This window comes from Floridaenema fluviatile BLCC-F154 (assembly GCF_041929135.1).
Lineage (GTDB): Bacteria > Cyanobacteriota > Cyanobacteriia > Cyanobacteriales > Aerosakkonemataceae > Floridanema > Floridanema fluviatile.
Map to the genome: position 1 here is coordinate 42,011 of NZ_JBHFNS010000092.1, position 25,110 is coordinate 67,120.

The following is a 25,110-nucleotide window of genomic DNA, read 5'->3' on the forward strand; positions in this document are numbered from 1 at the left end:
TGATTTGTTTAGAGGAATTCGCCTTTGGCTATCATAATGGATTTTCCGCCGACAAATACTTCAATTCCTGTGGTACTTCTTTGTGATTTTAATAGTAGCAAAGAAGGTCTACCAATTTCATAACCTTGCTCAACTCTTAAGTCAACTGGTTTTTCACCAAAGTAATTATACTCTACTAAGTACCCAGCTAAACAACCATTTGCGCTACCTGTTGCGGGGTCTTCTGGTACACCCATATAATCAGCAAACATTCGCACACTCAAATCATTTTCCGGTTTGTTCGTTTCAGGACAAAAGACCAAAATTGCCTTCGCTATTGTATTATTTACTAACTGAAAGTACTTATCTTTATTGACCTTAATACGTTTCAAAGCGGCGTGACTTTTCAAAGGTACAATAATAAAAGGTACACCTGTAGAAACTTCTTCGATCGGATACCGAGAATCAATTTCCTCAACTTCTAAATTCAACACAGGTGCAAGCTGATTAGGCGAAAAACCCTGACCAAAAGTAGGAGTTTTTTGCTGCATCCATAACCATTCTACCGCCTCACCCTGATAATTCAGTGTAACCGGAATTTGTCCCACCTTTAAATTTAAAACTACCCTTTCCACCGAACCTTTAATGATTTCCTGCTGTAAAATAAACGCAGTTCCCAAAGTCGGATGACCAGCAAAAGGTAACTCTTGTCCCGGCGTAAAAATCCTCACATTGTAACCACCATTTATCGCCTCATTAGAAGTAATAAAAGTAGTTTCCGAAAAATTCATTTCCTTAGCAATCTTCTGCATTTCCGCATCAGAAAGACGCGCCACCCCATCACCAGTAAAAACAGCCAACTGATTACCAGCGTACCTTTCCTCAGCAAACACATCAACAATATAAAACCGTAACATCACACCCTCTCTTTCTTCTCTTTCCTTCGTGTCCTTCGTGTCTTCGTGGTTCAAAAAAAACTTACCGCAAACAACGAATAGCCTCCAACAAACCCCGCGCCTTATTCAAAGTTTCCTCAAATTCTTTTTCCGGGACAGAATCAGCAACTAAACCCGCGCCTGCTTGCACAGAAACCGAATGTTTACCATTTCCCTCACTACGAACAACCATAGTTCTGATTGCGATCGCACTATTCAGTTGACCCTCAAAATCATAATAACCATAAACCCCAGAATAAGGCCCCCGACGACAACCTTCCAACTCATAAATAATCTCCATCGCCCGAATTTTCGGCGCACCACTAACAGTTCCCGCCGGAAAACAAGCCTTCAACAAATCCCAAGCCGTCTTATTATTCCCCAATTTTCCGATCGCATTACTAACGATGTGCATCACATGAGAATAACGCTCAATTACCATCAATTGATCGACAGTAACCGTCCCACTTGTACAAACCCTACCTAAATCATTTCTTCCCAAATCCACCAACATAACGTGCTCGGCAACTTCCTTGGGATCTTGCAGTAGTTCTTCCGCCAAAGCCACATCCTCAGCAACAGTTTTTCCCCGCTTTCTCGTCCCTGCAATTGGTCTTAAAGTTGCCACTAATGCACCTTCGGCATCAAGTTCCGCCTTCACCATTACTTCAGGACTCGACCCAATAATTTGCCAATCACCAAAGTTAAAATAAGCCATATAAGGCGAAGGATTAATTAACCTTAAAGACCGATAAAGTGCAAAAGGATCGCCTGAATATTCCGCCGTTAATCGCTGAGAAAGTACTACTTGAAAAATATCTCCCGCTTTAATGTAATCCTTAGCTTTTTGCACATTCGCACAGAAATCTGCTTGAGAAATATTGCTAGTATAAGTAATTTCTCCCTCGCCAGTTCCGGGAGGTTTCCAAGCAATTAAAGTGCTTTGCTGGGATAAAGGAGATTGTAATTTATTGACTAGCTGGGAAACGCGATCGCAAGCCTGTTGATAAGCACTTTCTAAATTTACATTAGGATCTCTTAAATCAGCATAAGCGATCGCCCAAATCTTTCGTTTCACCTGATCGAAAATTAACAGATTATCGACCTGCATAAACAACCCATCAGGCAAATCTTTTTCCGAAGCAGCATACACCGGAACCCGCGGTTCAATCCACTTAATTAACTCATAACCCCAAAAACCAAACAACCCACCAATTCCCGGAGGTAACTGCGGTAATTTTACCGGACGAACTTGTTTTAAACAATAAGTTAAAGCTTGAAAAGGATCGCCTTCAAAAACTACACTTCTCCCATCTCGATAAGTTTGCGTAGTTTTTTCTCCCTTAGCTTCCAAAATCCACAAAGGATCGCAACCTAACAAACTATAGCGACCAATATTTTCGCCACCTTCCACAGATTCCAACAAAAAACTATAATTTTGTCCCGCACAAACACGATACCAAGCGGAAACCGGAGTATCTAAATCAGCCACCCATTCTTGATAAACCGGGACAAAATTTCCTTGTTTAGCTAATTCGGAAAACTGTTGAAAATCTGGAAATATCATAACTTTTAAACAACTCGACAATTTTACCTTTTGGATGGTAAACCATCTCGACAACCTGAAGCCTTAAATTTTTGTACCATCACCGCTATATCTGGTCGATTCATACTAGCCCTACTCATAAATTCACTCATTGCCAGAGTAATTCTGGGATTCATAAAAGGAGGTGTAACAAAGATATCTGGTTGATTATTTCTCACACTAGCTACTGCTAAATAATCTCCCTCTTTAATAATTGTTTGTTTTTCGTCGGTGCGAATTTCTCCATTCACGACATTGCCAAAATATAATTCATTTTCCCCTAAACCTTCATAAATTATACAAACACGACCTTTAGTATTTGCCGGATAGATTAATAAACTTTCCTCATATCCTGACCAATATCCCAAGAAAGGTGCAACAATTGGATCGACTTTTGCCCATGCGGAAACCAAAGAAGCGAGACGTTGCTTATCAGCTGAACTGCGAAAATCTTTGAATTCATTCTCATTTTCTAACTTGCGAATTTGCGATCGCAACTTTTCCCGCAATCTCACTAATTCCGTAGTTGTAGGGTATCTTTCCGAAGCTGATTGGGCAAGAACTTGCAGAGAGCATACCTTTAACGCAATTATACTCAACCCCAAGCCAATTATTACTTTCCCATTTACCAACTTTTTTTTCATGTCCGTCATCAAATCCCCTCACAGCCATTAATCAAATATTAATCACCAATGACTAATGACCATTGACCAATCACACTAATAACTCAAGCCTTGGAAAGAATTTCCCCTCCAAGACTTGAGTAAATTAAGGGTAATGGACTATTGCCAATTTATTTGGACATTCCTCACAGAAAAACTCCTGCAAGATTCTTGGTTCTTCAGGTTTGTCAACCTAATTTCCCAGCATTAACCAGATTAAAAACCTGGAGGTTTCCGTTTGTCCTCCGGCACCTTTTCCTAAAGCAGTTTTAGCCCAACTAGGCGTTGTAAGGAGTTACACCGCTAAATTTCAGTTTTGCAGGTTCGGGATTTTCACCGATACTGCGGTCTTTCTTCCCGTTGTATGGACGACCTGCATTCACTTTTTCTGGGAACACGCCATCCGCAGGATGTAGGTACTCGATTTCACCGTTGGGGAAAACGCGGTAAATCTTGTAGTTGTTGATTTTAAATTTAGCGCGGAGTTGCTGACCGCCCAAAGCGATACATTGTTCCTTGCGAGACAAGTAAAGCAAGTTATCGCCTTCACGCATTACAGCAGCGCCACCAGTAGGCATTTCAAATACCTGTTCCTTGGGGCTAGTCCAAGTGATGGCGTACTTTTCTTCGGTTTCTGCTTTGCTCAGTAAGCCGCCAGTGCAGCCACCGAACAGGGGTGCTTGTCCTTTAAGCTCTTCTGCCATAGGTTCCTTTCTGAACGTTTTAGGGAATCCTATCACTCACTTAGGTCTACTATTGCTACTCCGATACGAACTGTAACAGTTCTTTAGGGTTGGGGACTGGGGACTGGGGACTGGGAGGTGGGGAGGTAGGGAGGTGGGGAGTTTTAAAAACCTTAATTTTTGAATTAATATTCTTTCTCTGCTCCTAGTCCCTAATCCCCAGTCCCCAGTCCGCAGTCCCTAGTCCCCTGTCCCTCTAGCCTGGTTCTGCGATCGGCACTGTAAAATGAAACTGACTGCCTTGGTCTTTACCTGCGGACTCGGCCCAAATTTGACCGCCCCAAGCGGTGACGATTTGGCGGCAAATGGCTAGTCCTAAGCCTGTACCGCCTGTGCTGCGCCGTAATGCGCCTTCTTCTTGGTAAAAGCGATCGAACACCCTCTCCAATCGATTTGGTTCAATCCCCCTTCCGGTATCTGCTACTGTCACTTCCAGCATTTGATTACCGTTCCTTTTGGCTTGAATTGTTACTTCTCCTTCGGCAGAGGTAAATTTACAAGCGTTGTCTAACAGTTTGGCAAGTACCTCCACTAACCATTCCCCGTCAGCTTGCACCAAGGGCAATTCTGGCGATACTTCGGCAGTAATTTGCGGTAATTGTTCGCTGCTACTGCGGACGCGAGTACTGCTGAGGGCTAAATCTACGCATTCTTGGACTTGTAAGGCTTCGGGATGCCATTGTATGCGACCGCTTTCTAATTGGGAAAGGGTGAGAAAGTCTTGAATTAGTTTCCGCATTCTCTCGCCGTCAGATAATGCTGTGTTCAACATTACCTGTCGCAGTTCGGGGGGCATATCTGGTTCGCTGGCTAAACTTTCTAGGCAAACTTGAATCGTAGATAATGGTGTTCGCAGTTCATGTCCGGTAATGGCAATTAAGTTGCTGCGGGTACGTTCTAATGCTTCTAGTTGTTCGTTGAGGTCTTCTAAGTTAGCGTAAGCTTCGGCTTGAATTAAGGCAACTCCTAGTTGTGATGCGATCGCTTCTGTTAACTCTAACGCCTCTTCTTCCCATTCATGCGGCACTACCCCGCAATGATGTAATTCCACCATTCCCAATAACCTACCTTTATCCAACACTGGCACCAACAACCAAGAAATAATCCCAAAGCGTTGCACCAAATTTTGCAGCACTAACGAATTTTGTACTCTCTCATCTGTCTGGGTATTTACTATATAAACTCGTTCTTGCTTGGCTACTACTTCCTGAAACAAAGGATTATTTTGTAATGGCCAGTTTTCTCCCGATAAAGAACAAACATCATGACTTAAAAATTCATGCTGATTTGTGGCAAATTTGTCTGTCTGTTTACAGCGATAAATCAAACACCGACAAACCTGCATTGCTTGCCCCAACTCCTCTGCGGCTTTTTTTAATATTTCATGGGTGTTCAATGATTGGCGAATTGCCGCTGTAATGGAATTAACTAAGCGTTCTTTGCGTTCCTGCTCAGTAATTGACTTATAAGCTTTCAATAATTTGTATTGACCTGCTTGCAAATAGGTAACTAAACGCTGCACAAAAGGATCGGGATTAAGAATTGGACATTCAGGTGCTTCATTGGATTTCAATGTTGCTTCTTTAACCTGTAAAAATTGTTTTTGTGCCCGCTTAATTTTACTTTTTAACTCCGGTCGGTAAGCTAAAATCCGCTTTAGCAGTATTTCCGCAGCTTTCCGCGTCACTTGGCGATCGAACGTCCAGATCCCTTCAAATCGGCGAGAAGTATCTATATCTATTAAATTTTCCTCCGATTCCGGCAAAGTTGACATTAGGCGTTCCCGACAGACTAAACAGCTGGCGTACTGCTGTCCTATCACTACCAAATGCCACTCTTCAGTTAAGCTATCCTCTGGCTCAAAAGCTATCATCTCATAGCGATCGTAACCACTAGTAAAGCTGGTTTCCGGTGCCGCTAGCACGTAAATTTGATCGCTTTTTTGGGCGATTCTCTGATAACGGTGCGCTTCCTGACGGTAAAAGCGTTCTCGCTGAAAACTGGCAATCACTAAAGGTGGGTCTGCACTCGCTAATACTTGGTCTTCCATTGCGTGCGAAAGCGCCGTTAAGGAAGACTTAAAGTACATTTGAGGCCGCAAATCGGGTAGTTCTTGCAGCAAATCTGCTAGTACAGAATTTTTAATTATCATGGATTTTTTCGCTCAAATCCTAGCGAAGTCAGTTGCTTCCGGTTGCGGAAATCGTCTCCACCTAGAGATGCTTTCAGATTTTAACTCAAAAGAAATATCGGTTTGCACAATTTTTTCGCTCGGTAACACTAACTGACTCATCTCTATTTTGAGTCAGAAGCGCCCCTCTGTGAAGTTGACAACCAGGAATTAAACTTGCTATCTTAAATGTAGTCATAACGAGTATGAGTTAGCAACAATCAATCTGGGGACTGATTAAGTGAAGTGAAGTATTGTTGCTTTTGTTAAAGAGTGTCTTGACAAATAAGAGAGAACAGTATGGTAAAAATAGTTGGCATCGGTGGTAGTTTACGAGAAGACTCTTACAGTCAGCTAGCGTTAAAATTAGCCGCCCAAAGAATCGAAGCTTTAGGTGCAGAAGTGGAAATTCTTGATTTAAGGGAAATGCAATTACCTTTCTGCAATGGAGAGGATAAATATCCAGACTATCCCGATGTGGAAAAATTGCGGAATGCGGTGCAACAAGCTGATGGTTTAATATTAGCAACACCGGAATATCATGGCAGTGTTAGTGGTGTGATTAAAAACGCCTTAGATTTGATGAGTTTCGATCAACTTAGTGACAAAGTTACTGGCTTAATTAGTGTTTTGGGTGGTCAATCCAATAGTAATGCTTTGAATGATTTAAGGGTAATTATGCGTTGGGTTCATGCTTGGGTGATTCCTGAACAAATTGCGATCGGACAAGCCTGGAAAGCTTTTACTAAAGATGGCAAAATTGTCGATGAAAAACTCTCACAGCGATTCGATAAATTTGCTGAAAGTTTAGTCGAAAATACACGCAGACTCAGAGCAATTACCTAACCTTTGCCTGAAACTATCGTAATTTCAGTAAAAAGACGTAGAGCTTTGTTTTATGCTCTGCGTCTTTTTTAGCGATCAATACATAAAAACATTTAAATTAACAAGTAACTAGTATGTATAAACCGAAAAAACCAAATACCCTGTATAAATAAGTTATGATATTTTCGGTAATCAAAAAATACTAAAAATCCGCACAAGCATTGCTATGCAGAGATTTTAAAGATTAAAATTATTATTTCTTTATTAAGTAGTTACAGGTTTTAAGATTGCATGAAGTTTAGCATTTTAGTCTTGCAATCAAACTGAAAACCCAATAAAGTAGTCGAAATGAGCAAAGTTTAAACCCTAAATTACTGAGTAAAATGAATATGAAAATTAAACAATTGATCCCAAAAATGCAGTTAGTATTTCCTCTAGCAGCTAGTTTAGCAATAGGAATTTCAACACAAGCAACAGCCGCGAGTTTAGGCGTAGCCTCTGATTACAACGTCTTTACTTTAGGAGATTACAACCAAGTAAGTACCGATGTTGAAGGTAAATTAGCTGTTGGAGGTAACGCCACTTTTACAGGCGGCTTTGGTGTTGGTTCAAGGCTGAGTTCTGGTAGCGGTAATGTACTAGTAACAGGGGGTAATTTGACTCTGAATAACGGTCAAGTTAGCAACGGTAATACTGTCTATGGTGGAACTGCTAATGTATCAGGAGTAGGTTTTCCTAATGGTACACTTAGCCAAGGTAATCCGATCGATTTTAATGCTGCCGGAACTTACCTCAAAGACTTATCCTCTTACTTGGCAGATTTAACTCCCACTGGTAACACCACAGTTCATTCTTGGGGTGGCATTAATCTTTTTGGCAACAGTTCTTCCCTAAACATTTTTAATCTTTCAGGAGCAGATTTATCAAAGACAAACTACTTCGAGCTTAATGCAAATAATAGTTCAACTGTAGTAGTAAATGTCAGCGGTCAAGAAGTCTCAATGAAGAACTTTGGCTTCAACCTGATGAGTACCAACAGACAAAAAGTTCTCTATAACTTCTATGAAGCAACAAGCTTAGATATTAGCGGAATTGGCATTGAAGGTAGCATTCTTGCTCCTCTAGCTAATGTCAAATTTAACAACGGTCAGATCAACGGTAATTTAATAGCAGGTTCATTAGTTGGAACAGGTGAGTCTCACAATTATTTATTTAACGGTACTTTGCCAGATATGCCTGCTAAGGAAGATATTAGCAATATCCCAGAGAAAAGTGTTCCAGAACCATCAACTTTGGTAGGTTTAGGTTTAGTTGGAACGCTGTTAGGAATGTCGCGCCGTCAACGCAAGCAACAAAAAAATTGTGAATGCTAATATAAGCTTTGTAATTGCTGCAAATACAAGAATGATTCTCTCGTTAGTGCTAGCACTAAAAAGCGTTACTCTAAGTAAATAGAATCTCCCGTCAAGCTAACGCTGTGACGGGAGATTGTCAATGTAGGGTTCGTTGTAGGGACTTAAGTCATTAAAAACGAACTTTTGTTTCAATGATGATGATGGTGATGATGTCCATCATGATGGTGATGATGAGCGTGATTGTGATGATGATGGGTAGCTGAATGCAAATTCACTGCTAATGCTTGTTCTGATAACAAAGCTTCAATTTGGGGATTTGCCCATTCTGCTGCCATTTGTAAAAACTCTGGATGGTCGTTGACACAAGCCATTTGGACAAAGTTAACCTCTGAGTTTTGACTTTGTAAACCATGAATAATATGATCTACATCTAGTAGAGTTTCGTGGTTTTCAGTAGCAAAACCAATGGGCATAAATACGATCGCCTTAGCACCCAAATCAATTAAGTTTTGCGCCGCTACAGTAGCATTCGGTTGTGTCCATTCAATTAATGGCGTGTCATGGTTTAACCAACCCACAGAAATTAAAGGATAGCGGTTAATTAATTTCTCCCGGACTAATTCATAAAGTGCCTCACTTTCCATAATTCCCGAAGTGAAACCTTTGGCTTTATGGGGACAACCATGATTCATTAATACAATGCCAATTTGCGAAGGCAAATAAGCGTTTGCTAACTCTTGAGCAATTTTTTCTTCTACTAATTTAGCCATCAAATCAATGTAAGCTGGCTCATTGTAAAAAGAGGGAATGTAACGCTGTCCTTTTACCCAATGTTCCTCGCCATCTGTTAATTTTGCCAGAGCTTTGTTAACTTGCTCAACAGCAATCCCACTGGTAAAGATAGAATCAACTACTAATAAAGGATAAATCAGAATTTTGTCGAATCCTTCCTCTTTAATTTGGGCGATTACTTGTTCTGGTAAGAAGGGAGCGCAAAAGTTAAAAGCTTTAAAAACTTTGATTTTGTCGCCCCATTTTTCTTGTAAATGTTTTTCAATTCCGGCTCTTTGTTGCTCAAAAATCGCGTTGTGGGGAGAAATAAATTGGTCGTGTTGATGTCCCCATTCATGGCGATCGAAAATTGCCAACAATTTAGCTAATGGCGGATAAATCCAGGTTGGTACCGGAGCAAATTTAGCCGTAAGTAAATTTAATGCTTGTTCGTTGTAGTTAGCAAAGTCTTCGTAACTTTCGACTTCACCGTAACCCATCAATAATACAGCAACCCGATCGTTAGCATTTGACTGTAAAGATGAGTCTTGAAGCTTTTCCGGGGTAGCAACCATGTTGGATTCCTCTAGAAAAATGATGTAAATCAGAGTGCGATTTGGTTCTAGCCTTTTTCTGTGGCTAATATGCCAATCAAACACCTCTCATCTCTCTAGGTTAACATCCCCTCCCCCAGGATAGGATATGCGATCGTTTTTTAAGACAGCAGGGAACTCTCCGAGATGGGGAATTTTACCTTTTGCTTAACTGGCGACAATGACGCGATCGCGTCCTTGCGCCTTAGCTTGATACAAAGCTGAGTCAGCTGCTTGAATTACCATTTCACCTGTCATTCCATTTTCCGGAAAAATTGCTACTCCTAAAGATAGAGTTATTGTCCCCAATTGTTGTTGACGACTGTGTAAATTGATATGCTTAATTCCTTCGCGAATTTGTTCGGCTCTTTGCATAGTAACTTCTAAAGAAGCTTCTGGTAAAATTACTAAAAATTCCTCTCCACCAAAGCGACAAGCTATGTCAGAACCGCGAATATTTTTCTTAATAAAAATTCCCAGTTCTCTGAGTAAAGTATCTCCAGCATCATGACCAAAAGTATCATTAAAGCGTTTAAAGTGATCGACATCTAACATGATGATACCTACACTTTGTTGCTTGCGTTGGGCACGACTCATTTCTCGTTCTAAAGATTCTTCTAGATAACGCCGATTAAACAAACTGGTGAGAGGATCGCGAATACTTTGTTGTTGCAAAGCTTCGTGTAATTTTAAATTAGCAAAGGCTAAAGCAATTTGTTCGGCTACGGTAATAGCTAATTGTTGTTTAGCTTGGGTAATAACTCCGGTTTCAGTTGCACTTAAATATAATACGCCTAATGCTTCTCCTTGTGCCATCATTGGTACACAAAGAGATTCAACATTTGGGCTATTGTGGTGGCTATGTTTGCAGTTAATTGGATTATGAGAAGATTCCATTAAATGCGATCGTCCCCGGCGCAATCCCCAGCATTCATTAGGTGTAAATAACATTTCAGTAGTGGCGCTAGCATCTCCCCAACTAGCAACAGCAGAAACTAGTTGTTTAGAGTTGCTAATCACAAATACTGCTCCTGACATATTAGGAAATAACGGTTCAATTAACTGAGCGACAGTATTGTAAGCTTCTTCTGTTGTTAAACAAGCTTGTAAAATATTACTCATTTCACCTAAGAGAATTATTTCTTGGTTACGAGCTTCAAGTTCTTTGACCCAACGAGTTAGTTTTTCATTAGTTTTTTCCAGATTTTCTTGGGATTTCTTGCGATCGGTAATATCCTCAATCAGGTAACAAAATAAACGTTTATTCACCGAAGATTCAGAAAATTTAGAAGTCAACTTAGCTACAGAAAGAATTAATTCATAGTGTTTATTTCTGACTAGTTTACTAGTTTCTTTTTGAATCGGACAAACAGTAACAGAAACCCATCTTAAGCCTATACTAGTATTTTGTTGATATTCAAAACAAGCTGGGTTCCCAGTTTTTTCGCTTTCATAACAATGCTGAATCCATGTATTAATATGTTGGCTGGAGATGGAAACATCACTCGCCAACTGATTTTGCATTGCTTCAGGTGTCGTACCAAAAAACTCTGCTGTAGCTGCATTATCAGAAATATGCAAAATATTATCATCCACAATTTCGATAATTCCCATCATCATCGGCGCACTATGATAGAAACTGCGGAGAATCAATTCATCTTCATGTAAAGCTGCTTCTGTTTGCTTGCGCTCTGTAATATCATGAATTACCGAATAAACTAATTCTTGTCCTTGCCTAGTAATTGGACTGGAATAAATTTCTACATCACGAATTTTTCCAGAAGCAATTCTATGACGCGAATAAAAGCAATCTTGTTTTTCTGAATTATTTTGGGGACTATGAGCAAAAAGTTTTTCTGGTGGTAGTAAAGCTAAGTCTGTAACCTTCATTTGCTTCAATTTATCTGGATGATATCCATAAAAACTGTAAGCAGCTGAATTAGCATCAACTATTAAACCTGTAACAGGTTCAATTATTAACATAATTGCTTGATTTGCCTGAAACATTTGACGGTAAATTTCTTCACTTTGCCGCAATGCTTCTTCTGCTTGTACGCGCTGAGTAATATCTCGCAAAATTAAGGTAAATACTTTTCCGGTGACTAACTCTATCTGAGAGACTGAAGCTTCGATCGGAAATTTGCTACCATTTTTATGCTTCCCAAAAACCAAGCCATTTTCTAGTAACTTTTTTGTTAATTGAATAAAGTTATAAAAATTATTGCTTGACTGATATTTTTCTAATGATTCAAAAGAAATTAGTAAGTCAATTGATTTACGCAGAACTTCTGCTGCACTATAGCCGAAAATCTTCTCGGCGCTTTGATTAAATAAAGTGATTTTACCCTGTTCATCTATAGAAACGATCGCATCTTTAGCACTATCTAAAATTCCTGCCAACCTCACGCCAACAGCAAATAATGCTTCTTCTGTGTCTTTAGTGACTGTAATATCTTTATTAATTTCGATAATTTCTTGCGGTTGATTTTTTGCATCTTTCCTCAAGATCCAACGACTACAAACTGCTATTTGTGTACCGTCAGATTTGGTATGAATTACTTCTCCTTCCCAACACCCTTTTTGGAAAACTTCGGCTTGAATTTCGGATAAAGGTCTAGAATATTGAACTCTTAGAAGACTATGATAAGATTTAGCTAATGCTTCATATTTTGGGAAACCATACATTCTTTCTGCACCCTGATTCCAAAAGCTAATTATGTTATTAAGGTCTCGAATCAAGATAGCATCATGAACTAAATTGAGTAATTCTGCCTGCTCTTCAATTAGTTTTTGGGTACGCTCATTTTCAATAATTTGTAATTGAATTTCTTGATAAGCTTGCCGCAATTCTAGAATACTATGAGCAAGTTGTGTTTCTAGCTGATTTTTAGCTGCTAGCAATTTCGGTTTTACTTTTCCCTGGGCAACCAAGGTTTCTTTTACTGATAATTGTTGATTTAGTTCGCCAGATTGAATAACAATTTTTTCCAATAATTGCAGTTCTTCTGGTTGGTGATTGTAGTTAGGTTCCATTTGATTTGTACGGGTGCTGTTTACTAGATGCCATCTTCTAAGAGAATCTTGATAAAGCAGTTTAGGAAGCATATCTCAGTTATGGTAAGGTTAAGTTCCACCAATTTGTCAATCAGTATTGTTAACTGATTTTAATGCTGATTTAATTGAGTAATTATTTGGCAAATAACGTAAACTTATTAACTGGATAGAACTGAGAGTAAAGTAAAATATTGCTTCAGGCAGGACTGATTAATATTTTATTTTTATCGCTGAACTACCCATGAGGATCGCTATTAAATTGCCAATTTCATTGTTACTACCTATGACTAGTTAATGCGAGAGGAAACTTTTTAAGGTTAGCTTCTGGTATTTATGTTAATTTTAAAATTATCTGGCATCACCAAGCTTAGGTAAATATAATTTAGCAAAAACGATCGACATATTTGACAAATAAAAGAATAATTTAAGAGTTTTAAAAAGAATTTTTTAGTTGTAAAATAAGTTAAAAAAAAGTAAAGAAAATCAATCTTTTGCCTATTGCCCAAGAGCAAGTTTCTGGTAGATTTTACCAGAGAATATTTACGATAATCTTAGTAACATAACTAACTCAATGGCTGATACTAACGCGATCGCGCCCTTGCTTCTTCGCTATATATAAAGCAGCATCAGCCGCTTGAATTAATTCTTCTCCAGTAATTCCATGTTCTGGATAAATTGCCACTCCGATCGAAAGAGTAATCCCACCTAAATACTGGCTATGATATTGCAAATTCAAACATTTTACGCCTTGACGCAAATTTTCGCTTCGTTCCTGAAGATCTGCCAAGCTAACATCTAGCATAATCAAGGTAAACTCTTCACCACCGTAACGACAAGTAATATCACTCACCCGGGTATTTTTCTGCAAAAATATGCCCAACTCCCTTAATACTAAATCGCCTGCATCGTGACCAAAAGTATCATTAAATTTTTTAAAATGATCGACATCTAACATCATTACACCTAAATTTTGTCGGGCTTTAGCCGATCGATGTAACTCTCTTTCTAAAGATTCTTCTAAATAACGACGATTAAACAAACCTGTTAAGGGATCGCGAATACTTTGATTTTGTAACGTTTCGCGTAACCGCAAATTTGCTAAAGCCAAAGCAATATGTTCGGCAACTGTTGCGGCTAATATTTGTTTAGCTTCAGTAATTTTATTCGGCTGTTGCGTACTTAAGTAAAGTATTCCTAAAGCTTCTCCTTGCGCCATCATTGGAACACACAAAGATTCTGCTGGGCGAGTATGGATATGCTTGCAAACTAAGCCACTATTTTTGCTACTCGTAAAATGCGATCTACCACGCCTTAAAGACCAACATTCATGAGGTGAAAATAGTTGCTGACTGGGAAAAGAATCAGGAAAGGAAATTTGTCTATAATCAAGAGAATAATCTATTTTTCTTACTGTTTCGATCGAGAAATTCTCCGATTCTTGCTCCCAAACAGCCACAGCTTCCACTAACTTGCGAGAGGAACTAGTAATAAAAATCCCCCCAGACATATTAGGAAACAAAGGTTGTAGCATTTGAGCAATTACTTTGTAAGCTTCTTCAACTGTTAAACAAGCTTGTAAAACATCACTAAGTTCCCCCAACCTAATAATCTCTTGATTACGTTGTTCTAATTCATTTACCCAACCTTTAAATTCTTCATTGGCTTGATACAATGCTTCTTCCATTTGCTTACGCTTAGTAATATCAGTAGCCGTACCTAAAATTTGCCAAGGTTTTCCCTCTGGACTCCGAGAGAAAATGGTATCACGACTGTAAAACCAACGCCATTCACCCCAGCGATGTTTTAAACGATATTCAGTTTCAATTACTTCGCCATCTTTAGCTTTGTCAAACCGTTTTATTCGTTCCGATAAAGCTGCTAAGTCATCTGGATGCCAGAGTTTTTCAAATAACGATTCCTTTGTGTTTTGAATTTCTTCCGGTGTGTAACCAAGAATTACGGAAATTTCGTTATTAACATAAACATTCCGGTTTTCTTTCAAATCGTAAATATACAAAATACTGGGAGTTGCGTCGGCAATTCTTTGAATAAAATGTTGGCTTTCTTGTAAAGCTTTTTCGGAATGTTTGCGATCGGTAATATCAGTATGAGAACCTGCCATTCTAATCGGATGACCCTTTTCATCCCAAAGTACTTGACCTCGATCTAAAATCCACTTGTAATTTCCGTCTTTACAAAGAACTCGGTGTTCCGAAATATAAAACGGTGCTTCTTTAGCAAAATGCGCTTGAATTAGTTCCTTAACTTCAACCAAATCATCCGGGTGTACTCGCTTTTCCCACTCACTCAAATGGTTAGAAATTTCATCATCTGCATAACCTAACATTTCTTTCCAACGGCTAGAAAAGAACACTTCATTAGTTTTAATATTCCAATCCCAAATTCCATCATTATTACCTCGTAATGCTAATTGCCAACGTTCTTCGCTTTCTTGAAGTGCGCTTTGAGCTTGTTTGTAGGCAGTAATATCAATCATTACTCCCCGGAGTTTTACTAATTTATTATCTTTGATAACTACATTGACAATATCTCGCAACCAAACAATTCTACCATCAATTGCAATCATGCGATATTCAAATTCGTAATCTCGCTTTTGTTGGGAATTAATTAGACAAAATTCTACTGCCCATTCTCGATCGTCTGGATGGATATGATTATTCCAAAAATTTGGTTCTTTAATCCATTTTTCTAGGGGATAGCCTAGCAATCGCTCGGCTTTTTGGCTGACAAAAGTAAACTGAAAAGTCTCTGCATCAACTTCCCAAACAATTCCCTCAATCCAATTTACTAAAGATTCATACTGTTTTTGAGATTGCAGAATTTTTTCACTAGACTTTAGTCGTTCAGTAATTTGCTGTTTTAGCTGCTGATTAATTTGTTCTAGTTGTCGCTTTCTAGTTTGGGTTTTCTGAGCTAAATAAACAGTAATTGCCAATAGGAAAGCGGTTAACATTCCAGCAATTAAAGCTACTTCAGGCAGCGAGGATTGTTCTGTAGCTAATAAATTATTGCTGGGTCGAACTTGCACATCTAAGGTTAAACCACTTAAATTAATTATCTCTTGTTTTATCCACTTATTATTGACAGATCTCCATTGGGATAAAAATTCCTGCTTGGCTTTTTTATCTCGATCGGATCGCCAGTAAATTAGTTCCTCGTTGTCGAAAATAGCAACTTCATAACCTTGAGTAATATTCGGATGTAAAATCTTATCGAAAAGCTTTTGGTTATGAAAAACTCCCACAATAAATCCTTCAAATTTCTCCTCTCGGAAGAGTGGTACACAAACTAAAAAACCCTTACCACCTTGTACTAGAGTTACTGTACCTGTAATTTTTGCTTGGCGCATTTGTAAGGCTGTTAAAACCACCAAATGTCTGTGCTTGTCAAAGGTAAATTTAAGATTTTGTGCAGCTTCATTCCCCGATTTTGGTACTATCCAACGAACAACAAATTCAGAGTCTACCCACTCTATTGCCTGATAACTACCAAAATGTCTAATATAAAGTTCTGTGTCTTTTTCCCATTCCTCTTGAGTTGGCTTTTCTCTACTTTCCCAACGTTTTCCAGTGCGAACTAATGCTAATATTCGCTCTTGAATTTCATTGTTGAGTTCAAACTTAATCGTTGATGCTTCTAATTCGGTTTTTCTGTGTATTTGATTCTGTTCATGTAATTTTAGTTGATGCCAGAGTAATAATGCCGCTAAAGAAAAAGTCAGACTAATCAATAAGGGCATCTTCTGCAATAGGAAGGAAATTCCTCTGCTCAAAAAGATGTCGATCGATTGATGATTGTGTTTCAATAGCTTAGCTTTACTCATGATCTCGTGACATCACCGTTTGTTATAAAAACTTGATTATTTGCAACAAAGCTCTATTCCCCAATAATTTGAGTATCTATTGTAGCTAAATGTATTCAGATATACAAATTATCAACCAACTAGAGGCAAAATGTCTAATAATATTTGCTTTTAGAAACATCTAAAGAGATTTTAGTTAAATTTTGTAATTAGTAAGATGATTTTCTTAACAACTGATGAGCTTAATTATTTGTCCGGGGATTCACGAACCAAATTTAACAGAGAGTTTTTTGGCGGGACTAAGATCGTTACCCACGAATCAAAAACCAGAAAATATCCTGATTTTCCCAACTCAAGATTATCCTGCTTACTCATCTGGAGATATTTTGCAGTTTTTGCGGCAAAATCATTCTCTATCTGTACCGATCGCATTCATTAGCTTCAGTGCTGGAGTAGTAGGAGCAATAGCAGCAGCTTGGGGATGGCAACTTTTAGGCGGTCAAATCACAGCTTTTATCGCCTTAGATGGTTGGGGTGTACCTCTCATAGGCAACTTTCCCATTCATCGACTTAGCCATGATTACTTTACCCATTGGAGTTCCGCTTTACTCGGAAGTGGCGAAGACAGTTTCTATGCAGCACCGTCAGTGGAACATTTAGAACTTTGGCGACAACCACAAATAGTTTCCGGGTGGTGGATACATTCGTTAAACGGGAAAACTGAACAGAAAACTAGGATAACAGCCGCCCAATTTTTAACTATTCTATTAGAGAGATACCATTCGTAACAGTTTTCGCTAAAATTTCATTTAAGGTGAATTCCCGAAAAACCTACGTAAAAAGTGTAGTCAAGAGGAAAATTTTTGTAGCAGTATGATACTTATTGCCAGGTAAAACAGGTCAATTACCTTTTCGGTAAGCATTTTAGGCAATTACTCGTGAGGTAGTCTCCGGTCAATTTCCGCGAAGGGATTCCACAAATATTAAAAAGATGGGTATGTTTAGTTTTGAGTAAAAAAATCCGTATAAAAATTGTAGGTAGCAACACAAATGAGGAGAGCTAATCGTAAAGTATTATTAGATACAAATTGGCTGGAAAAATTTAGTCGTCCTTTATAGAGAGGTGTGTTATCCGTGTCTACTCAAACATTGACTTCCCAAGAATCTAGTGGTGGGGAGGAATTATCCGCCCCTCATGCGATACGCGCCACAGGCGCTTTCGCTCTGCTTGATAGTCTGAAACGTCATGGTGTCAAGCATATTTTCGGTTATCCAGGTGGGGCAATTCTGCCAATTTATGATGAAGTATATCGTGCGGAAGCAGCAGGCGATATCAAGCATTTCTTGGTCAGACATGAACAAGGTGCGGCTCATGCTGCTGATGGTTATGCGCGAGCAACGGGTAAAGTTGGTGTATGCTTCGGGACTTCTGGACCGGGAGCAACTAACTTAGTAACTGGGATTGCTACGGCTTATATGGATTCAATTCCGATCGTAGTAATTACCGGACAAGTACCACGGGCGGCAATTGGTACAGATGCTTTCCAAGAAATTGATATTTATGGAATTACTCTACCAATTGTTAAACATTCTTATGTAGTCCGCGACCCAAAAGATATGGCAAGAATGGTAGCAGAAGCATTCCATATCGCCAGCACAGGTCGTCCGGGACCAGTGTTAATTGATGTGCCTAAAGATGTAGGATTAGAAGAATTTGATTATTTGCCAGTAGATCCGGGTTCGGTGAAGTTGCCCGGTTATCGACCTACGTTTAAAGGTAATCCACGGCAAATTAACCAAGCAATTAGTTTAATTCGGGAAGCCCATCGTCCATTATTATATGTGGGTGGTGGTGCGATCGCAGCTAGCGCCCATTCCGAAGTTAAAGAATTAGCCGAATGTTTCCAAATCCCTGTTACTACCACTTTGATGGGTAAGGGTGCTTTCGACGAAAATCACCCCTTGGCATTGGGAATGTTGGGAATGCACGGTACCGCTTATGCTAACTTTGCGGTGACAGAATGCGACTTGTTAATCGCTGTCGGTGCGCGTTTTGATGACCGGGTAACAGGTAAATTAGATGAGTTTGCCTCCCGTGCGAAAGTGATTCACATCGATATTGACCCCGCAGAAGTTGGTAAATGTCGTGCTCCTGATGTACCCATTGTTGGTGATGTGCGCCAAGTTTTGATGGAGTTGCTGCGCCGTTGTCATGAAACTGGCGTTTGTGGATATCTCGATCAAACTAAGGAATGGTTGGAACGGGTTAATCGCTGGCGACATGAGTATCCTTTAGTAGTGCCTCAGTATCCTGATGTGCTGTCTCCACAAGAAGTGGTTGTAGAATTGTGGAAACAAGCTCCAGATGTTTGCTACACCACTGATGTTGGTCAACACCAAATGTGGGCGGCGCAATTCTTGAAAAATGGCCCCCGGAAGTGGATTTCCAGTGCTGGTTTAGGCACAATGGGTTTCGGAATGCCTGCGGCTATGGGTGCTAAGGTGGCGCTAGGTGATGAAGAAGTAATTTGTATTGCTGGAGATGCCAGCATCCAAATGAATATTCAGGAGTTAGGAACTCTGTCTCAGTATGGCATTCATATCAAAACCGTGATTATTAATAACGGTTGGCAAGGAATGGTGCGCCAGTGGCAAGAAACTTTCTATGAAGGGCATTATTCGGCATCGAATATGGAAGCGGGAATGCCTGATATTGAGAAGTTGGCAGCAGCTTACGGCATGAAGGGGATTGTGGTTCGCAAACGGGAAGAGTTGAAAGATGCTGTTGCTGAAATGTTAGCGCACAATGGTTCTGTGTTGCTGGATGTTCATGTGAAGCGCGATGAAAACTGCTATCCAATGGTAGCCCCCGGTAAGAGCAATGCACAGATGCTCGGTTTGCCCGAACGTCCGAAGAGCGATCGAGCCGCTGAGTTAATTTACTGTCATCATTGCGGTGCAAAAAATGTTTCTACTAACCATTTCTGCCCCGAATGTGGCACAAAATTGTAAGTTGACTTTCCATAATTAATGTTAGTTTAGAGGCGTGAATTTTCACGCCTCTTTTTTCAGTTAGTAGTATTAGCGGGATGGTTGTCCTAAGACTCCTGAAGATTGGGCAAAAGTCCCGGAGTTAATTGAGGAACAGATTAAGAAATTAGAAAAATAAGGTTTTCGATGGTTTGGGTGAGAAAGGTCGATATGCTGTAGATATATCGCTCTTTGTTAATCATTTGACTGCTAAATGAGAAGGGTTGGGGTTAGGGCGATCGCTAATAGCCAAAGTTTAAGATAAAATATTTCTAGAAGTGATCGGCTAGAATAAAAATGACTAAACAAGTAACGATCGATTTTGATGATGAAGTTTTGGTTTTTCTCGATCGACTTTCGGGAGGGAATCGGAGTGAGTACATCAATAAGCTGTTAAGAAAACAGCTAATAGAGAGTTCAGAAATGGCTAAAAACCCTAATAATATAACCGATCCCCGCGCTTTTATAAAATTACCTGTAGAAGAACGCCGTCGCTTATTGGCAAAACAAAGTGAAGCAATGTTATCCCATTATCAGGAAGATAAAGAATGGCAGGAATTACAAACTTGGGATTTGATGGATGACTAATTTAGTGGCTCCAAAAAGGGGCGAAATTTGGCTGGTTAATTTTGACCCAACAATGGGAGCAGAAATCCAAAAGATTCGACCTGCTATAGTGGTAAGTTCTGATGGAGTTGATCAACTTCCTATTAAGTTGATTGCACCGATAACTGATTGGAAAGAGTATTTTAATGGTGATGTTTGGCACATCAAGATTGAACCGGATAGTATTAATAATTTAGTGAAAGTTTCGGCTGTTGATGTGTTGCAATTGCGCAGGATGGATGTGCAAAGATGTATCCGTAAAATTGGAGATTGTACAGCTGAAACTATGGAAATGATTGCAGCTGCGATCGTCGCTGTTGTCGAGTATCAATAGACCTCTCCAACAAAGAATCTCAAAGGCAGGCAGGATGCCTACCCCACAAGAGTTTTTGGAGAGGTCTAATGAGTATAAAAGTTGATGATAAAGGTGCATTGGCGTAGCCTGCCAAGATTGCATATCGCTAACCACCAAAGTTTAATATATAGTTGTAATCAAGCTGTAAAATATTAAAAAAAGGAGCGAATATTCTTCCAACTACAGAACAAGGTTTAACCTGCATTAGGCTATGTCAAGCTTTGACTAATTTTTACCGATCGATCGAAATATTACGTTTGGATGAGCGGGATGGATCGATATTCATCTTTGCAGGGGAAGAACTTCAAATCCAAGTTTATCGTGATGGAACATGGGAGTTTTTGATATGAAACCAGATTTTGAAACGATGAGCAAGGCTGAATTACGAAGCTATGTAATTGCTCATAGAGATGATAATGAAGCTTTTTATATGTTGGTTGATCGTTTGAAGGCTGATAATAAAGATGCAGTCAGATATCCATGTCCTAAGACTCCTGAAGATTGGGAAAAAGTACCGAAATTAATTGAGGAACAGATTAAGAAATTGGAAAAATAAGGTTTTTGATGTTTTGGGTGAGAAAGGGCGATCGCACAGATTTTGGGTAGGGTGCGATCGCTTATCCGAGATAGAAAAACAAATAATTCGTAGAGTTGCTGAAGAAAACGAAGCTATTGCTATTTCTCAATTGTTGTCACATTTACAATTACCTGCTTCAGAATTGATTAATGCAATGCAATCTTTGGGTAGGCGTTCATTAATTAGCAAAATTAACCAAGGTAATGAAACGCTTTTAAACTTGCAACCTGTGGTGAAACAGTATGTTAAAATAAGGATTAATGAAGGATAATAGAGAAGTAAAATAGTTGTTATTACTCAAGATTTTATTATGGATATAAAGGCGATCGCATCTTCCCCCCAAACTCCCAACCTCTACGAAACAGACTTCTATGCTTGGACGCAGGAACAAGCGAAACTCCTGCAACAAGGAGTATGGGAAAGTTTAGATATTGTCAATTTAGTTGAGGAAATTGAATCTTTGGGAAAACAAGTACGTCAGGAATTAAGAAATCGCTTGGGAGTGCTACTCGGTCATTTATTAAAATGGGAATTTCAGCCTAACAAAAGATCGAAAAGCTGGTTTTTTACCTTGAGAGAACAGCGTCGGGAGATTGGTTATCTATTGAATGAAAATCCCAGTTTAAAACCTTATCTTCCAGAAGCATTACAAAAAGCTTATCTAGCTGGAATTGATTTAGCTGCCAAGGAAACATCTCTGAATGATGAACATTTCCCTGCTGAGTGTCCTTATACGATCGAGCAAGTTTTAGATGCTACTTTTTTTCCCGGAGAACCCCTGGAATCAGGTCAAAACTGGGTGGTGGAAAATTAGTCCTTATCCCCAGAAATTTCAAATAGTTATTCTTACCTCAGATTAAATTATGGATAGAAAAGCGATCGCTTGTCATAAACCCAGAAGCATAACTTGCGGGAAAAATGCCTTTTCTGTTATCCTAACATTAGCCCTTCAATCCCAAATTTTATGGTGACACTTCAACTCACACAAATTGATATTCCACCTGGACAACGAGTGTTGCTACACAATATTAGCTGGTCAGAATTTGAAGCTATTTTATTAGAATTAGGAGAACATCGCACTGCGAGATTAGCTTATAGTCAAGGAACATTGGAGATTCAAATGCCTTCGCCAGAACATGAAGTAGACAAAGAATTAATTGGCGATATGGTAAAAATATTATTAGAAGAATTAGAAATGGATTGCGAGTGTTTTGGTTCAACTACATTTAAACGCGAAACTAAAAAAGTAGGTGTTGAACCAGACCAATGTTTTTACATCCAAAATCATCAATTGATGCGAGGAAAAAGGCGTGTTGATTTAGCAGTCGATCCACCGCCTGATTTAGCAATTGAAATTGATGTAACTTCTAAAACTCAATTAGAAGCTTATGAAACTTTGCAAGTTCCTGAATTATGGCGATATGAAGATAATCAATTACAAATTAATGTTTTGCAAGGGGGAAAATATATAACATCCCCAATTAGTCCAACTTTTCCTAGTTTACCAATTATTGAACTAATCACTGAGTTTGTTAACCGAAGCATCACCGAAGGTCGAAGTCCGACTTTAAGAGCATTGCGATCGCAAATCAAACAATTAATTTGATATCATCTAAAATATGAGAATTATCCTGCGATTATGCCATCTACAAAACCTTATCAACCCCTAGTTCTCCGATTATTACACGGCATTACCGCTTTAGTTGTAATTAGCGCCGCGATCACCGGATTTTTAGTATATGATAGCTGGGACGGTCGCTTTGGTCGCCTTGCACTTACTTTGAAAAATCGGGAATTAATTGATATTCATGGCACTTTTGGCTTTTTCTTGTTGCCAACTTTGATAATTTTGACAATTTACAGTATTCGAGTTGGTTATCGCCGTTTAATTCAAGCTGATTCCTTTAGTAAACTTAAAGAAGTTGGTAAACCAATTTGGTGGTACACTCTGCAACGTTTCGCCAATACTTTAATGTTAATTTCTGCCTTATTTGCCTTACTTACTGGAAAATTTCAAGACGAAAATTGGCTACCCCAAGGAATACTCACTCAACCTTGGTATTATGCACATTTGCTTGCTTGGTGTGGCGTTGTCGTTGCTTTAGCATTGCATTTATTGATGAGTGTAAAAGTTGGCGGCGTTCCTCTGCTAATTTCTATGTTTGATGCTAAAATTCGTGCAGAAGATAGCCCGAAATTATGGTCAGAAAAAATGAAAAATTGGCTGCGTAATCCACATTTGTAATTTAACTAATTGGTGGGAAAAATACAATGGTTTCGCCTTTCCCTGGAATGAATCCTTATTTAGAAGATCCAGAATTATGGTCGGAAGTTCATCATCGGTTAATTACTGCGATCGCGATCGCCATAGCACCAGCTTTGCGTCCTAAATATCGCGTTGCTATTGAAAAACGCACTTATTTAAGCGATGTCGAAGATAGTGTTTTAGTCGGAATTCCCGATGTAGCAGTATACAGTAAACGAACCAGTATTAATGAACCCAGATCGACTCTGACAATCCCTTCTCAAACAGAAGCAATTACAGTTACAATACCACAAATTGAAGAAATTAGAGAAAGTTATTTAGCAATTAAAGAAGTAGCAACAGGTAGAGTCGTTACTGTTTTAGAAATCCTTTCTCCGAAAAACAAACGCTCAAAAGAAGGAAGAGAAGCATATCAACGTAAACGCGATCGAGTTTTAGCCAGCTTAACTAATTTAGTAGAAATTGACTTACTTAGAAGCGGAAAACCAATGCGAATTATCGAGAAAATTGAATCAGATTATCGCATTTTAATTAGTCGCAGCGATCGCCGTCCTAATGCAAGTCTATATGCTTTTAACTTGCCCGATCAAATTCCTTCATTTCCTTTACCTTTGCAGTCAAGAGAAACCGAACCATTAATCGATTTGCAAAGCTTATTAAACGAAATTTACGACCAAGCATCATTTGATATGGCAATAGATTACAATCAGGAACCGATCGTAAAACTAAGCCCAGAAGATGCCGTTTGGGTAGATGAATTATTACGAAATCAAGGATTACGGGGTGCAGTTGAAGAATAAATTTTTTGCTGAAATTACTACATTGATAAATCAATTTGTTGCCCAATCGTATCTAAAAACTTTGTGCCATAATGTTGAATTTCTAGAAAACTTGCCTGTTGCGGTATGGTTTTATAAACCAAAAAATGCTTCATAATTCCTAAAGTAGCAGCACTTTCCAGAGAGCCAATAAAACTGGAATCCCGATCGAGAAAATCCGGCTTACTAGCCCAAAGCTTCATTTGATTAGCATTCAAAAAATAGCAACCAGAATGGGGATTTAAAGCCCGACGAAAAACCATCGGTACACCCATAATTTTGCTTTGTAATTGCGGACGATCGCTCAAATTTTGAAACTTCTCAGTCGCTTTCGGATTTATATCACCATCAATATATGCTTTATAAGAAAGCCCGTGAGTAGAAATTTCATAGCGATTTGGTTGCAACAAACAGCGATCGCCAGCTTCCTTATTAAACCAATATAACTTCACAAAAAACCAAGGATCGTGTATGATTAAATCATCTTCCAAAAAACAGTAATAATCATACTTACCTAAAGAATCTCGCAACACCCCTTGACACTCAAACCCCAAAAACATCGGTTTAGCTTCTGTTGGATAATGCTGATAAAAATGAGTAGGTACAGTCAGCCGATCCAAAAGATGACAATCTTGAGTTGTACAAATCACAATATCCAAATCATTCGCTAACGGTTGATTAGCCGGAAAAGCTAATTTTTCTTTAATATTAATAATGCTTTGTGACTTACTAAATAGTTGATGTAAAGCAGCAAGACTCTGACTTAATGCAGCCAAACGAGGCTGAGGATCTTTGCGTCGAGAATCATGCCGACTATTATCTTCCGGTTTAAAAAAGTGAGCAATTGTAATTAAAATTTTCATGGATAGTAAAAGGCTACAGAAATCAGAAAACTTTGTAGGGGCGGGTTTAGCAGATAATTCTGTACTCGCAACCGAAGAATTAAAACAAAACCCGCCCTTG

At 39.0% G+C, this 25,110-nt stretch carries 22 protein-coding genes; 13 read left to right on the forward strand and 9 right to left on the reverse strand.

Translation table 11 applies throughout. From position 1 onward, the window contains the following. Window positions 1-8: 8 nt before the first annotated feature. The 5 genes from ACE1B6_RS25880 to ACE1B6_RS25900 form a co-directional block, all read right to left on the reverse strand. Window positions 9-896, reverse strand: coding sequence for a PhzF family phenazine biosynthesis protein (locus tag ACE1B6_RS25880; protein ID WP_413260174.1), 888 nt, complete (start codon window positions 894-896; stop codon window positions 9-11). Between the two features lie 61 nt (window positions 897-957). Then, window positions 958-2,481, reverse strand: coding sequence for an anthranilate synthase component I (trpE, locus tag ACE1B6_RS25885; RefSeq protein ID WP_413260175.1), 1,524 nt, complete (start codon window positions 2,479-2,481; stop codon window positions 958-960). Between the two features lie 23 nt (window positions 2,482-2,504). Next, entirely contained in the window at window positions 2,505-3,152 is a 648-nt protein-coding gene (locus ACE1B6_RS25890) for a hypothetical protein (protein ID WP_413260176.1), read from the reverse strand. A 287-nt stretch (window positions 3,153-3,439) separates the two neighbouring features. Further along, a complete protein-coding gene (gene psaD, locus ACE1B6_RS25895; protein ID WP_413260177.1) occupies window positions 3,440-3,865 on the reverse strand; it encodes a photosystem I reaction center subunit II PsaD in 426 nt (141 codons plus the stop codon). A gap of 235 nt (window positions 3,866-4,100) precedes the next feature. Next, complete coding sequence (locus tag ACE1B6_RS25900; RefSeq protein ID WP_413260178.1) at window positions 4,101-6,056, reverse strand: DICT sensory domain-containing protein; 1,956 nt, start codon at window positions 6,054-6,056, stop codon at window positions 4,101-4,103. 318 nt (window positions 6,057-6,374) lie between these two features. Here ACE1B6_RS25900 and ACE1B6_RS25905 point away from each other — a divergent pair, with 318 nt between their 5' ends. Together ACE1B6_RS25905 and ACE1B6_RS25910 are read left to right on the forward strand one after the other, a co-directional pair. Then, window positions 6,375-6,920, forward strand: a complete 546-nt coding sequence (locus ACE1B6_RS25905; protein WP_413260179.1) for an NADPH-dependent FMN reductase — start codon at window positions 6,375-6,377, stop codon at window positions 6,918-6,920. Between the two features lie 368 nt (window positions 6,921-7,288). Further along, entirely contained in the window at window positions 7,289-8,272 is a 984-nt protein-coding gene (locus tag ACE1B6_RS25910) for a choice-of-anchor A family protein (protein ID WP_413260180.1), read from the forward strand. A 170-nt stretch (window positions 8,273-8,442) separates the two neighbouring features. Here ACE1B6_RS25910 and ACE1B6_RS25915 read toward each other — a convergent pair whose 3' ends face one another. The 3 genes from ACE1B6_RS25915 to ACE1B6_RS25925 form a co-directional block, all read right to left on the reverse strand. Beyond that, entirely contained in the window at window positions 8,443-9,600 is a 1,158-nt protein-coding gene (locus tag ACE1B6_RS25915) for a ferrochelatase (protein ID WP_413260375.1), read from the reverse strand. 186 nt (window positions 9,601-9,786) lie between these two features. After that, window positions 9,787-12,651: a diguanylate cyclase gene (locus ACE1B6_RS25920; protein ID WP_413260181.1), complete on the reverse strand. Its 2,865-nt coding sequence runs from the start codon at window positions 12,649-12,651 to the stop codon at window positions 9,787-9,789. Between the two features lie 589 nt (window positions 12,652-13,240). Continuing rightward, the gene (locus ACE1B6_RS25925) at window positions 13,241-16,516 is read right to left on the reverse strand and encodes a PAS domain-containing protein (RefSeq protein ID WP_413260182.1); all 3,276 of its coding nucleotides are present in this window, start codon (window positions 16,514-16,516) and stop codon (window positions 13,241-13,243) included. Between the two features lie 215 nt (window positions 16,517-16,731). On the opposite strand from ACE1B6_RS25925, the gene ACE1B6_RS25930 reads away from it, so the two are divergent. The 11 genes from ACE1B6_RS25930 to ACE1B6_RS25980 all read left to right on the forward strand — a co-directional run bounded on the left by ACE1B6_RS25930 (window position 16,732) and on the right by ACE1B6_RS25980 (window position 24,129). Further along, window positions 16,732-17,283 carry a hypothetical protein gene (locus ACE1B6_RS25930; protein WP_413260183.1) on the forward strand — a complete coding sequence of 184 codons (552 nt, stop codon included), beginning with the start codon at window positions 16,732-16,734 and terminating at the stop codon, window positions 17,281-17,283. Between the two features lie 361 nt (window positions 17,284-17,644). Then, window positions 17,645-19,507: a biosynthetic-type acetolactate synthase large subunit gene (gene ilvB / locus ACE1B6_RS25935; protein WP_459563104.1), complete on the forward strand. Its 1,863-nt coding sequence runs from the start codon at window positions 17,645-17,647 to the stop codon at window positions 19,505-19,507. Window positions 19,508-19,822: 315 nt separating this feature from the next. Beyond that, a complete protein-coding gene (gene mazE, locus ACE1B6_RS25940) occupies window positions 19,823-20,113 on the forward strand; it encodes a type II toxin-antitoxin system MazE family antitoxin (RefSeq protein ID WP_413260184.1) in 291 nt (96 codons plus the stop codon). After that, window positions 20,106-20,465: a type II toxin-antitoxin system PemK/MazF family toxin gene (locus ACE1B6_RS25945; protein ID WP_413260185.1), complete on the forward strand. Its 360-nt coding sequence runs from the start codon at window positions 20,106-20,108 to the stop codon at window positions 20,463-20,465. The genes mazE and ACE1B6_RS25945 overlap by 8 nt, the downstream gene beginning before the upstream one ends. Before the next feature lie 191 nt (window positions 20,466-20,656). Beyond that, window positions 20,657-20,836, forward strand: a complete 180-nt coding sequence (locus ACE1B6_RS25950) for a DUF6888 family protein (protein ID WP_413260377.1) — start codon at window positions 20,657-20,659, stop codon at window positions 20,834-20,836. Further along, the gene (locus ACE1B6_RS25955; RefSeq protein ID WP_413260186.1) at window positions 20,833-21,042 is read left to right on the forward strand and encodes a DUF6887 family protein; all 210 of its coding nucleotides are present in this window, start codon (window positions 20,833-20,835) and stop codon (window positions 21,040-21,042) included. The genes ACE1B6_RS25950 and ACE1B6_RS25955 overlap by 4 nt, the downstream gene beginning before the upstream one ends. After that, entirely contained in the window at window positions 21,011-21,334 is a 324-nt protein-coding gene (locus ACE1B6_RS25960) for a hypothetical protein (protein WP_413260187.1), read from the forward strand. The genes ACE1B6_RS25955 and ACE1B6_RS25960 overlap by 32 nt, the downstream gene beginning before the upstream one ends. Before the next feature lie 39 nt (window positions 21,335-21,373). Next, window positions 21,374-21,877: a DUF29 domain-containing protein gene (locus tag ACE1B6_RS25965; protein WP_413260188.1), complete on the forward strand. Its 504-nt coding sequence runs from the start codon at window positions 21,374-21,376 to the stop codon at window positions 21,875-21,877. 150 nt (window positions 21,878-22,027) lie between these two features. After that, window positions 22,028-22,669 (forward strand): Uma2 family endonuclease, encoded by a 642-nt coding sequence (locus tag ACE1B6_RS25970; RefSeq protein WP_413260189.1) that lies wholly within the window; start codon window positions 22,028-22,030, stop codon window positions 22,667-22,669. Window positions 22,670-22,702: 33 nt separating this feature from the next. Continuing rightward, window positions 22,703-23,308, forward strand: a complete 606-nt coding sequence (locus tag ACE1B6_RS25975) for a cytochrome b/b6 domain-containing protein (protein ID WP_413260190.1) — start codon at window positions 22,703-22,705, stop codon at window positions 23,306-23,308. 26 nt (window positions 23,309-23,334) lie between these two features. Beyond that, window positions 23,335-24,129, forward strand: a complete 795-nt coding sequence (locus ACE1B6_RS25980) for a DUF4058 family protein (protein ID WP_413260191.1) — start codon at window positions 23,335-23,337, stop codon at window positions 24,127-24,129. Window positions 24,130-24,146: 17 nt separating this feature from the next. Here the strand turns inward: ACE1B6_RS25980 and ACE1B6_RS25985 are convergent, their stop codons facing one another. Continuing rightward, window positions 24,147-25,010 (reverse strand): calcium-binding protein, encoded by an 864-nt coding sequence (locus tag ACE1B6_RS25985; protein ID WP_413260192.1) that lies wholly within the window; start codon window positions 25,008-25,010, stop codon window positions 24,147-24,149. Window positions 25,011-25,110 lie beyond the last annotated feature (100 nt).

Excerpts from the sequence above, each read along its gene's own strand:
- ACE1B6_RS25880 (WP_413260174.1), bottom strand. The coding sequence starts at position 896 with ATGTTACGGTTTTATATTGTTGATGTGTTTGCTGAGGAAAGGTACGCT.
- trpE (WP_413260175.1), bottom strand. The coding sequence starts at position 2,481 with ATGATATTTCCAGATTTTCAACAGTTTTCCGAATTAGCTAAACAAGGA.
- ACE1B6_RS25890 (WP_413260176.1), bottom strand. The coding sequence starts at position 3,152 with ATGACGGACATGAAAAAAAAGTTGGTAAATGGGAAAGTAATAATTGGC.
- psaD (WP_413260177.1), bottom strand. The coding sequence starts at position 3,865 with ATGGCAGAAGAGCTTAAAGGACAAGCACCCCTGTTCGGTGGCTGCACT.
- ACE1B6_RS25900 (WP_413260178.1), bottom strand. The coding sequence starts at position 6,056 with ATGATAATTAAAAATTCTGTACTAGCAGATTTGCTGCAAGAACTACCC.
- ACE1B6_RS25905 (WP_413260179.1), top strand. The coding sequence starts at position 6,375 with ATGGTAAAAATAGTTGGCATCGGTGGTAGTTTACGAGAAGACTCTTAC.
- ACE1B6_RS25910 (WP_413260180.1), top strand. The coding sequence starts at position 7,289 with ATGAAAATTAAACAATTGATCCCAAAAATGCAGTTAGTATTTCCTCTA.
- ACE1B6_RS25915 (WP_413260375.1), bottom strand. The coding sequence starts at position 9,600 with ATGGTTGCTACCCCGGAAAAGCTTCAAGACTCATCTTTACAGTCAAAT.
- ACE1B6_RS25920 (WP_413260181.1), bottom strand. The coding sequence starts at position 12,651 with ATGGAACCTAACTACAATCACCAACCAGAAGAACTGCAATTATTGGAA.
- ACE1B6_RS25925 (WP_413260182.1), bottom strand. The coding sequence starts at position 16,516 with ATGAGTAAAGCTAAGCTATTGAAACACAATCATCAATCGATCGACATC.
- ACE1B6_RS25930 (WP_413260183.1), top strand. The coding sequence starts at position 16,732 with ATGAGCTTAATTATTTGTCCGGGGATTCACGAACCAAATTTAACAGAG.
- mazE (WP_413260184.1), top strand. The coding sequence starts at position 19,823 with ATGACTAAACAAGTAACGATCGATTTTGATGATGAAGTTTTGGTTTTT.
- ACE1B6_RS25945 (WP_413260185.1), top strand. The coding sequence starts at position 20,106 with ATGACTAATTTAGTGGCTCCAAAAAGGGGCGAAATTTGGCTGGTTAAT.
- ACE1B6_RS25955 (WP_413260186.1), top strand. The coding sequence starts at position 20,833 with ATGAAACCAGATTTTGAAACGATGAGCAAGGCTGAATTACGAAGCTAT.
- ACE1B6_RS25965 (WP_413260188.1), top strand. The coding sequence starts at position 21,374 with ATGGATATAAAGGCGATCGCATCTTCCCCCCAAACTCCCAACCTCTAC.
- ACE1B6_RS25970 (WP_413260189.1), top strand. The coding sequence starts at position 22,028 with ATGGTGACACTTCAACTCACACAAATTGATATTCCACCTGGACAACGA.
- ACE1B6_RS25975 (WP_413260190.1), top strand. The coding sequence starts at position 22,703 with ATGCCATCTACAAAACCTTATCAACCCCTAGTTCTCCGATTATTACAC.
- ACE1B6_RS25980 (WP_413260191.1), top strand. The coding sequence starts at position 23,335 with ATGGTTTCGCCTTTCCCTGGAATGAATCCTTATTTAGAAGATCCAGAA.
- ACE1B6_RS25985 (WP_413260192.1), bottom strand. The coding sequence starts at position 25,010 with ATGAAAATTTTAATTACAATTGCTCACTTTTTTAAACCGGAAGATAAT.